Source organism: Pannonibacter anstelovis (assembly GCF_036881715.1).
GTDB classification, from domain to species: domain Bacteria; phylum Pseudomonadota; class Alphaproteobacteria; order Rhizobiales; family Stappiaceae; genus Pannonibacter; species Pannonibacter anstelovis.
Genome location: NZ_JBAKBF010000001.1, coordinates 630643 through 639811 on the forward strand (window position 1 = coordinate 630643; position 9169 = coordinate 639811).

The following is a 9169-nucleotide window of genomic DNA, read 5'->3' on the forward strand; positions in this document are numbered from 1 at the left end:
CCTTCCTGAATCCACAGCCCCTTGCGCAAATCACTTGCATTCAGCGCAAGATCCTTTATCAGGGTCTCCACCGGAGAGGTGGCCGAGTGGTCGAAGGCGCTCCCCTGCTAAGGGAGTAGGCGTCAAAAGCGTCTCGTGGGTTCGAATCCCATCCTCTCCGCCACTTGCCCTCGCGAAAGCGTTCTCCCGATACGGCTCCGGCCGGGTTTTCTCGTTATTTTCGAGGGTTATGCGGGTGGGGCTGAGCACTGGCCTCGATGCCGGGAGGCCCGGAAGCGGTCTCTCAGGGCCGATATTCTCTGGACCTCTCGACTGCGCGCATTCGGTGTAGAGCCTGTAACCCATTGAAAGTATAGGGACAGTTCCTCGCGCCACCTGAACACTTTGATGCCAGTGGCGTTTGTGGAAAGGAACAGAAATCCAACCCGTTCTTTCTCAATCCAGCCTCGCAAATCCCTTCCGCCATTGAGAATTTCCTGCGACGACGGCATCCTGTCGGTGACGGAGGCTATGAATGGCGGAACCAGACCTCGACACCGACAAGCTCGACGACGCGGCGCTGGCGATCCTCAGCCTGACGCTGCATGACGGCAATCGAGTCTGGAAAGGGATCGACTGGTCGATCACCGACCGGCTGCACGCCAAGGGGCTTATCCACGATCCCATCGGCAAGGCGAAATCGCTGGCCCTAACGGAAGTCGGACTGGCCCGAGCGGAGGCGGCTCTCGCCGAATTGTTCGTGAAGCAGTCGGACGATTCAAAGAGGTCGGAACGATGAAACCGGCCGACGAGGAGCGCATCGCTGCCCAGCTGGCGAAACTGATGGCGATGATCTGTGTGCGCAACACGGGGATCGAGGAATTGCACGCCGGGACCGTTCCGGTCACCCACAAGGGCGACTATTCGGACGTGTTCATCACCGATGCCGACGGCCGCCAGATTCCATGGTCTGACGCGTCCCATCTCGACGACGACGAGATGCGAAACCTGATGCGACAGATCGTCGACCGGCTCTACACCTTTCACCTCAAGGCTGACGACGCGGGGTTTCGAGACCACCTCGACCGTTGGCTTGCCGTTGCCGGACGATGGGACGAACCGAAGCTGGATGAGGCCTTTCTTGCGACTATCGCCGGCGGGGAAGCCAAACCGCCGAGATAGCAATTCGCGGTCAGGTCAGGCATCGACGGTTGGTCGCCGGATCCCATTATGCAACAGGTTCGACAACGGCTGAGTGCTTCGTGACAATGTCCTGAATTTCCGCGGGCTTGAACGCGACATCCCATGCCCAGTGGCCGAAGCCGCCCGCCGCGTTGACCGCCTTCCCCCACTCGTTCAACGCGTCCCGCTTGGCCTTGTTCTGGGGGCTGTCGGTGCCCTTGATCTCAAGCGCCAGAATGGTGCCGCTGGTAAGGCGCACGAGGAAGTCCGGAACATACCGGCGCCGTGAACCGGCCCACATGTAGTAGATCTGGAACCCGAGGTGATCGTTCTTGGCATAGGCGATGACGTCTTCGCGCTTCTCGAAGATATTCGCTGCATGTCCCTCCCAAGACGAATCCCCGACCAGGTGGCTGATATGCGACTTGGTGGTCGGAAAGCACGGCTTGGTGGTGTACCAGGTCCGCATCTGGCCGGTGGCGCCGATGGGGTTTTCCTCGTCGAACACCGGCGTCAGACGCTCCGTGTTCTGCTCGGTGACGTTGCTCAACACATGCTGAACGACAAGGTCGATGTTGAGCGCGATCAGAATCCGCCGCCGAAGCGGGTCGGAGTGGAACAGCGACGGGATGTCGAGGCGGTCGGAGTTGAGGAACGCCTCAACGATCCTGACCAGCTGCGCCGCGAGATACTCGTGGCTACCCGAGAAACCGTGGCTGAGTTCGGCGAAGGCCTTTCGTGCTGCCTGAAAGACAAGACGTTGCAGACGGAAGCCGTCTGGCAGCTTCTCGAGGTCGATGGCTGTCACCTTGCCCATATCGGTCGCGCCGCCGAGCGCAGGAGCCAATTCCGCGCTGATTGGCGTGCTGGCAGGGTCGAGCACGAGCGGCGCTACCTTGCCCCAGTCCATGGTCAGCTGCGGTCTCACGACCGTTTCAACCCGCAGCACGTTCGGCCAGCGAAGTTCCAGATGAGCCCGCTCGGGCAGAACTTCGATCTGCGTGGTCGGCTTCGGAGGCGGCGGCGCTTCCCCGCCTTCGCCTGTTTCCGAGATGGAAAGCGGCACACCGAAGACGTTGACGTATTCGGGCAGGAACAGACCATTCTCGTCCGTGTCATAGGACACCCGACGCAATCCGCGCCCAACAACCTGTTCGCAGAGCAGCTGGGAGGTGAACGCCCGGAGACCCATGATGTGCGTGACGTTCTTGGCGTCCCACCCCTCCGACAGCATCGCAACCGATATGACGTTCTGCAGATCCTGTCCGGCCGCTCCTCGCTTCCCGACGTTGTCCACGATCTCACGCAGCAGTTCTTCCTTCTTCAGGCCGCGGAACTGCTGGCGGCGGGTCTCGGGGATGGTTGCAGCGTCGATGATTGCCTTCAGCCGCGCCTCGTAATCCTTGTCGGAGGTCGCGGTCTCGCCGATCTCGGCCTTCTCCAGCACCTTGGAATCGACCCGGAGCGTTCGGGTCGGTGCGTGCAATTCGGGCCAGTGCGCATCGCCCTTGTTGAAATAGGTCTCTATGCGGGCTGCGGTTTCGGTGCGGTTGCAGACCGTCAGCATGACCGGCGGGGAATGATGCCCGGCCTCCTGCCATTGCGCCCGGGTTTCCCGCCAGTCGGCGCCGAGCAGCGTATAGGCGTCCTGGACCAGCTTTGGCAGCGCCTCATGCGCTTCGGCCTTGCGGTTCAGGTCTTCGGAAACGGTCGGGTCGCGGTAGATGTGGTAGAGCTTTGAACGCAGCGTCTTCGCATCCGGAACCGCATCGTCGCGGACGACCACGCGCGGTGTCTTCACCAGCCCGGCCTCGATCGCGTCGTTCAGGCCGAAATCCGAGATGATCCAGTCGAACAACGCCGTGTCGGTGCTCTTCTTGCCAGTCGGCGCGAAAGGCGTGGCCGAGAGGTCGAAGCAGCGCTGGATGCGCCGGGTTTTGTGGATGCGGTCGAGGCCTTCGATCCAGCGCGTCGCCTCGTCGAGGTCGATGCCATGCTCCTCGGCATGCTTCTTGCTGATCTTCACCTCGGGCGGTTTGCGATAGGCGTGGTGCGCCTCGTCGTTGATGACGATGATATCCTTGTGCGCCGCCAGCTTGCCCAGCACCCGCCGCGTGAAGGCCTCGTCGGACTCGCGCCCCTTCTTCACCACCGAACGGTCCGCTTCCTTCAGCGGCATCAGCGTGTGCCAGTTCTCGATCAGCACCTCGGCCTGGTTCAGCTTCTGGCGCAGGGCCTCGGACGGGCACAGGTTGAACTCGTCGTAGTAGCTGCCCTCGCTGGGCAGCAGCACCTGCAGCCGTTCCTTCACGGTCAGCCCCGGTGCCACGATGAACACGGCGCGGCTGAAATCCTTGTTCCGCTTCGGGTATGTCAGCGCGTTCAGCACCTGCCAGGTGATGATCATCGCCATCACCGTGGTCTTGCCTGCGCCCGTCGCCATCTTGTTGCAGAGACGCTCCCAGACGCCGCCATCGCCGGGGATCGCGATGCCCTGCTTGTAGGCCTCGGCACCTTCGACCCACCAGATCAGCGTCTCGATCGCCTCGAGCTGGCAGAAATAGAACGGATGCTGCCGCGCCTCGCGGTCGTGCCAGTGCTCCAAGAGCTTGCGGGTGACGATGGTCACGCCGGGCCAGCCGTCCGCACGCCACTGATCCACGCGGCTCCGGATGGTGTTCACCAGATCCAGCACCTCGGTGCGCTTGGTGTTGTTACGCGCGTCGAAGACCTCGTAGCTCGCCGGCCGCCGCTCAGGCTTGATCTCCAGCTTGCCGCCCTTGGCTTCGACCCAATGCTGGCCCGGGCAGACGAAGGGCGAATTGATGATGAGGGACATGGGCTTATCCCTCCAGCGACATGATCTTGAGCGACTCGATCCCGCGGTCGTCCACGATCTTGACCGCGATCCGGCGGTTCTCTCCCGCCTCGAAGGGCAGCGAGACGGTGCCGTGGAACTGCTCCAGCAGGTCCTCGTCCAGCTCTGCCCTCACGGTCTTGCGCAGGCGGTTCCAGCCGCCCTTGGCATCCGCCATGGGGAAGAACACCTGATGCGGCATCAGGGATCGGTTGTCATAGTCCACGTCCAGCGACCACATGGCGATCTGCTTGGTCCCGCCAGAGACCAGATCGCCCTTGCGCGGATCGAAATAGTCGAAGCCGTTGACCTGAACCTCCCACATCCCGTCCTTGCGCTTGCGCAGATCCACATCGGGCTGGCCCATCAGCCAGAAGGACTGGTTCGAGCTGCGGCCCTTCTTCAGATCTTCGGTCAGAAGGTCGGTGTTCATCTGCGCCTTGAGCAGCGTCACGCCCGGCCAGTTCACCTCGTCGATGTCCTTCGCGGCCTCCGGGTCGAAGGTGAAGGCGCAGAACAGGATGAATTTCGGCGATGGGCGTAGGGTCTCAGCCTCGGTCAGCGCCAGTTCCACCTGCCGCTGCTCCAGCGCCGCGTGCTCGGGGCCGAAGCTGACGACGACGCGTTCGCCCGTCTCGGCCAGAGATCCGCTGGCGTGGACGTGCTTCAGCCCCGGCAGCGTCTCGAACTCGGCGAAGCGCAGCATGGCGCCGCCCTTGCCGCGCACGCCGGTCTTCAAGAGTTCGTCGCGCCACAACGCCTGGCGCGAGGTCTCGCCGGAGCGGGCGACGGTCTCGTTGGCCTCTTGCGGAGGGATGCTGTCGTCCAGCGACAGGACGGTCGGCGCCGGCACCGCCTCGACCGAGAAGGGCCCGCAGATGCGCAGCTTGGAACGGTCTGGCTTGGGCTCGGTATAGAGGGTTTCCTGATCGGCATGATCAGCGATGGACTGGTCTATCCTGCGTTGCATCCCTTTTCGGGCAGCATGGAAGGCATCGAAGGGCGCACGGGCGGCCTCGGGCCAGTCCTCTGGGAAGTCGAACGGCACTTCCCATTCGTGCAGGGTGTCGCCCTTGGCGAAGTCCACCGGTTTACCCTTGCGCACCCCCTGCGTCGACCTGAGTGGCTTTGGCTGGGTCGTTGTCAAGATGGCGTTCAAGTCGGCCAATGCGGCTTCGACCTTTGGGTGGTCCTCGTCGTAAATCGTGTCAATGTCAGGATTATTCGCAATCTTTCCAAGCATGACACGCGGCGTGGTTTCGTAATCGAAACCGCCTTTCAGCCCCTCATGCGGATAGCGCAGCGCGAAATAGTCGAAACTCGCGGTCATCAACCGCTGTTTTGCCAACGAAATTGCCACGCGAGAGGTATCGCAGGTGATCCAGCGCCTCCCCCATTTTTCGGCGACGAAAGCGGTGGTGCCGGAGCCGCAGGTGGGATCGAGCACCAGATCACCGGGATCGGTGGTCATGAGGAGGCAGCGTTCGATGATCTTGTTACTTGTCTGAACGACGTAGACTTTCGGATCGGCGCGATCCTGAACTGCACCAGCAATATCGAACCAGTTGTCTGTAATCGGCACTTGGTCGAAATCCGTGAAAAAGCGGACATAGCGGAGTTTACCGCGCGGTGTGATCAGGAAACGATTCGCTCTGGTAAGACGCCGCATTCCATGAGGAACCGGGGCCTTCCAATGGTTGCCAGCGCCGGGATGGAAGGTCATTCCACACCAGTCCCAGTCCTCTGTAGCAGCGCCTTCGCCCTGCGAACTAGGGTTGTCGTCGGTAAAGATTCTTGTTTCTTCCGGGACCGTTTCTGGTCTTTGCCTTTGCTCTTTGGGTAGCGGGCCTCGGCTGCCATTGGCAAATTGTGCCTGATCGTAGTCCCCACGCACCGCTTCAGACCGGTCTTTTCGGAGGTAGAGACGATTGAATTTCACCTTCTCTTTGTTCTTGGCGAACCAGAGAATGTAATCGCCCGTCCGGCTGAGACCCGATGTGGCGAATCCTCCGGTCGTGGAATAGCTGATGAGCGACATCGTGTTTTCAGCGCCGAACACCTCTGAAAGCAGCTGTCGAACGTGGTGCAAGTTCTCATCCGAAATCTGCACGAATACCGACCCGCTCTCGGTCAGCAATTCCCGCGCCAGCATCAGACGGTCGCGCAGATAGGTGAGGTAGGAGTGGATGCCGAGTTCCCAGGTGTCCCGGAACGCCTTGATCATCTCGGGTTCTTGCGTCAGGTCGGCGTCTGATCGGTCCTTCACGTCGCGCTTGTTGGTGAAGGGCTGAAAGTTCGACCCGTATTTGATGCCGTAGGGCGGGTCGATGTAGATCATCTGAACCTTGCCGCCCATGCTCTCCTTCGTCAGGAGCGAATTCATGACCAGCAGGCTGTCGCCCGCCACCAGCCGGTTCGACCAGCCCTTTTCGTGGTGGTAGAAGTCCAGCGCCTGGCGCAGCGGCAGGTTCTCGAACGGCGCCGCGAACAGGTCCGGCTGCCGCCATTGCGTTGCGGAATCCTTGCCCTTCAGCCGCTTGGCCGCATTGGCGAGGATCGTCGCCGGGTCCACCCGTTCATGGACATGGAGCGAGACGGTATCGACCTCGACGCTGGTCCGCTCCGCCTTGCCCGTCCAGTTCAGATAGGGCGCCTGCAGCCGCTTCAGCTCCTGCAGCGCGTCCCGCATCTGTTCGAGATCACCGCTGGCCAGCGCCTCGTCGATCAGACGTTCGATCCCCGCCCGCGCAGAATCGAAGTTCAGCACCGGGTCGAGATGCGGGTCGTAGGCCCAGACCGTCTTGTCGCCATCCGGATCGGTGCCGGCATGGACCATGCCCACCTCGGGGTTGTTCACCCGCGTCTCGCCGTGGCGGTAGGACAGCACCTGCACCGGCCCGTCCGGCCTGCGCGCGACTTTTTTCCCGGCCTTGGCCCGCGGCTGACGCGGCGCGGCCTCTTCGGTGTGGGTCAGTTCGAACCCATCGTCCTCGTCGCCCTCATCCTCGTCCAGGTCGTCATCCTCATCGCCCAGATCGTCGGTGACGCGGAAGATCGACCCGCCACGTCCCTTGCCACGCCCCAGCACACCCTCGTCGATCAGCGCATCGCGCGCGGCGATGTAGTCGTCTTCGGCAAGGTCCGGCATGTGCTCGCGCAGCAGCGCCAGCATGGCCCCGTTGCCGATGGTGGAACCGTCTTCGGGTGACAGGGTCAGGATCAGGTCGGAAATGTCGGACATGCGGCGCAGAAACTCACGAAAAGGTCTTGTTTTAAATTACCTATCGCGCCGGTCGCCATTTTGCACGCGGGAATCAGTTAACGTCGGACCAGAGCGCGTGCTGCTCTTTCCAGTCGGCCGGGAACGGGTCCATCAAACTGGCGAGCGTAATATTCGCGGGATGGCGGCCGTCCATCACGGCGTCGATGATTTCGGGGGAAAGAAGCGACAATCGCATAAGCCGCGCCATGTAGGTGAAGGCGATCCCTTCCTTCTCGGCCAACTCGGAAATCGACGCGAACTCGCCCGACTCCAGCATCCGCTTCCAGCGGAACGCGCGTGCCAGTGCCTTGACCAGCGTGTTATCCGGCTTGCGTGCTTGCGCGGCGCCTTCCGGCAACACCATCTCCTTCCGCCCGCCGCGCTTCACGACCCGAAACGGAACATGGATGGTCATGGTGTCGGGGACCGACGTATTCCGAGTCATGCGGCCGCTCCTGCATCTGCGGTGATTTCACGCGCCAGCGCCGCCAGTCCGTCCGTGCGCAGGCGGACATTGAGGCCGCTGATGCCGATATCGACCCGTTCGACCAATAGGGCCACAATACGCGCCTGTTCCGCCGGGAACAGTTCATCCCACAGCGGATCGAGCTTCTGCAGGGCCGTGCGCGAGTCGGCCTCGGTGACTCCGTCGTCCTGCGCACGCGCTGCCTTCCATGTTCCCGCCACGATCTCGGGCTGCCGGAATACGGCGCGGAGCTGGTCGATGACGGCCGCCTCGACCCCGCCAGCGGGGACGCGGCCGACAGGGCAAGACCCGGCTCCATGCTTCAGAACCATCTGGCTGACATAGTAGCGGTACAACCGACCACCCTTGCGGGTGTGCGTCGGCGAAAAGGCCGCGCCATCGGGACCGAACAGCAGCCCCTTCAGCAGCGCGGGTGTGTCGGCGCGGGTCCGGGCAGCCCTCTTGCGGGGGCTCTCCTGCAGGATGGCGTGAACCTTGTCCCAAGTCTCACGGTCGATGATCGCATCGTGCTCGCCGGGATAGCTGTCGCCCTTGTGGACCGCCTCGCCGAGGTAGGCGCGGTTTGACAGCATCCGATAGAGGTACTTCTTGTCGATCCGGTTGCCACGCGGCGTTCCGAGACCTCGCGCGTCGACCTCGCGGGCCAGAACCGTGCAGGAGCCGATCTCGATGAAGCGGGCGAAGATCCAGCGCACATGCTCGGAGTTCTCCTCGTCGACCAGCAGCTTCCGGTTTTCCACCCTGTAGCCAAAGGGCGGCACCCCACCCATCCACATGCCCTTCTTCCGACTGGCTGCTACCTTGTCCCGGATGCGCTCGGCGGTGACCTCCCGCTCGAACTGGGCGAAGGACAGCAGGATGTTCAGCGTCAGCCGCCCCATCGAGGTGGTAGTATTGAAACTCTGCGTCACCGAGACGAAGGTCACGCCGTTCCGGTCGAACACCTCGACCAGCTTGGCGAAATCCGCCAGCGAGCGGCTGAGGCGGTCGATCTTGTAGACCACCACCACATCGACCAGCCCGTCCTCAATGTCGGCCGTCAGTCGCTTCAGACCGGGGCGTTCCAGCGTGCCGCCCGAGATGCCGCCGTCGTCATACTGATCGCGGACCAGCACCCAGCCCTCAGACCGCTGGCTGGCGATGTACGCCTCGCAGGCCTCGCGCTGGGCGTGGAGCGAGTTGAACTCCTGCTCCAGCCCTTCCTCGGAGGATTTCCGGGTGTAGACCGCGCAGCGGAGCTTGCGGACTACTTTCGATTTTTCGGGCGGCTTTGTCATGCCCGCCCCCTGTGGTTCTTGAGGCCGAAGAATACCCAGCCATTCCAACGAGTGCCGGTGATGGCGCGCGCGATGGCGGACAGCGACTTGTAGGGGCGCCCCTGCCATTCAAAGCCGTCGGACAT

Annotated in this window: 7 protein-coding genes and 1 tRNA gene; 3 read left to right on the forward strand and 5 right to left on the reverse strand. The window is 62.5% G+C overall.

Features of this window, described 5'->3' with window-relative positions:
- Positions 1 to 72 precede the first annotated feature (72 nt).
- From V6L75_RS02800 to V6L75_RS02810, 3 genes are all read left to right on the forward strand, one after another.
- Positions 73 to 163 (forward strand) — tRNA-Ser (locus tag V6L75_RS02800).
- Positions 164 to 514: 351 nt separating this feature from the next.
- Positions 515 to 778 carry a DUF6429 family protein gene (locus V6L75_RS02805; protein WP_305962191.1) on the forward strand — a complete coding sequence of 88 codons (264 nt, stop codon included), beginning with the start codon at positions 515 to 517 and terminating at the stop codon, positions 776 to 778.
- The gene (locus tag V6L75_RS02810; protein WP_334150180.1) at positions 775 to 1161 is read left to right on the forward strand and encodes a hypothetical protein; all 387 of its coding nucleotides are present in this window, start codon (positions 775 to 777) and stop codon (positions 1159 to 1161) included. The genes V6L75_RS02805 and V6L75_RS02810 overlap by 4 nt, the downstream gene beginning before the upstream one ends.
- Before the next feature lie 46 nt (positions 1162 to 1207).
- Here V6L75_RS02810 and V6L75_RS02815 read toward each other — a convergent pair whose 3' ends face one another.
- The 5 genes from V6L75_RS02815 to V6L75_RS02835 form a co-directional block, all read right to left on the reverse strand.
- Positions 1208 to 4000, reverse strand: a complete 2793-nt coding sequence (locus V6L75_RS02815; protein ID WP_334249987.1) for a BPTD_3080 family restriction endonuclease — start codon at positions 3998 to 4000, stop codon at positions 1208 to 1210.
- Positions 4001 to 4004: 4 nt separating this feature from the next.
- Positions 4005 to 7259: a site-specific DNA-methyltransferase gene (locus V6L75_RS02820; RefSeq protein ID WP_334249988.1), complete on the reverse strand. Its 3255-nt coding sequence runs from the start codon at positions 7257 to 7259 to the stop codon at positions 4005 to 4007.
- A gap of 73 nt (positions 7260 to 7332) precedes the next feature.
- A complete protein-coding gene (locus V6L75_RS02825) occupies positions 7333 to 7725 on the reverse strand; it encodes a hypothetical protein (protein ID WP_334249989.1) in 393 nt (130 codons plus the stop codon).
- Positions 7722 to 9044: a recombinase family protein gene (locus V6L75_RS02830; protein ID WP_334249990.1), complete on the reverse strand. Its 1323-nt coding sequence runs from the start codon at positions 9042 to 9044 to the stop codon at positions 7722 to 7724. Before V6L75_RS02830 ends, V6L75_RS02825 begins: the two co-directional genes overlap by 4 nt.
- On the reverse strand, positions 9041 to 9169 hold a 129-nt coding region (locus V6L75_RS02835), incomplete at its 5' end, for a DUF2924 domain-containing protein (RefSeq protein ID WP_334250017.1). The genes V6L75_RS02835 and V6L75_RS02830, both read right to left, overlap by 4 nt.

Excerpts from the sequence above, each read along its gene's own strand:
- V6L75_RS02830 (WP_334249990.1), bottom strand. The coding sequence starts at position 9,044 with ATGACAAAGCCGCCCGAAAAATCGAAAGTAGTCCGCAAGCTCCGCTGC.
- V6L75_RS02805 (WP_305962191.1), top strand. The coding sequence starts at position 515 with ATGGCGGAACCAGACCTCGACACCGACAAGCTCGACGACGCGGCGCTG.
- V6L75_RS02815 (WP_334249987.1), bottom strand. The coding sequence starts at position 4,000 with ATGTCCCTCATCATCAATTCGCCCTTCGTCTGCCCGGGCCAGCATTGG.
- V6L75_RS02810 (WP_334150180.1), top strand. The coding sequence starts at position 775 with ATGAAACCGGCCGACGAGGAGCGCATCGCTGCCCAGCTGGCGAAACTG.
- V6L75_RS02820 (WP_334249988.1), bottom strand. The coding sequence starts at position 7,259 with ATGTCCGACATTTCCGACCTGATCCTGACCCTGTCACCCGAAGACGGT.
- V6L75_RS02825 (WP_334249989.1), bottom strand. The coding sequence starts at position 7,725 with ATGACTCGGAATACGTCGGTCCCCGACACCATGACCATCCATGTTCCG.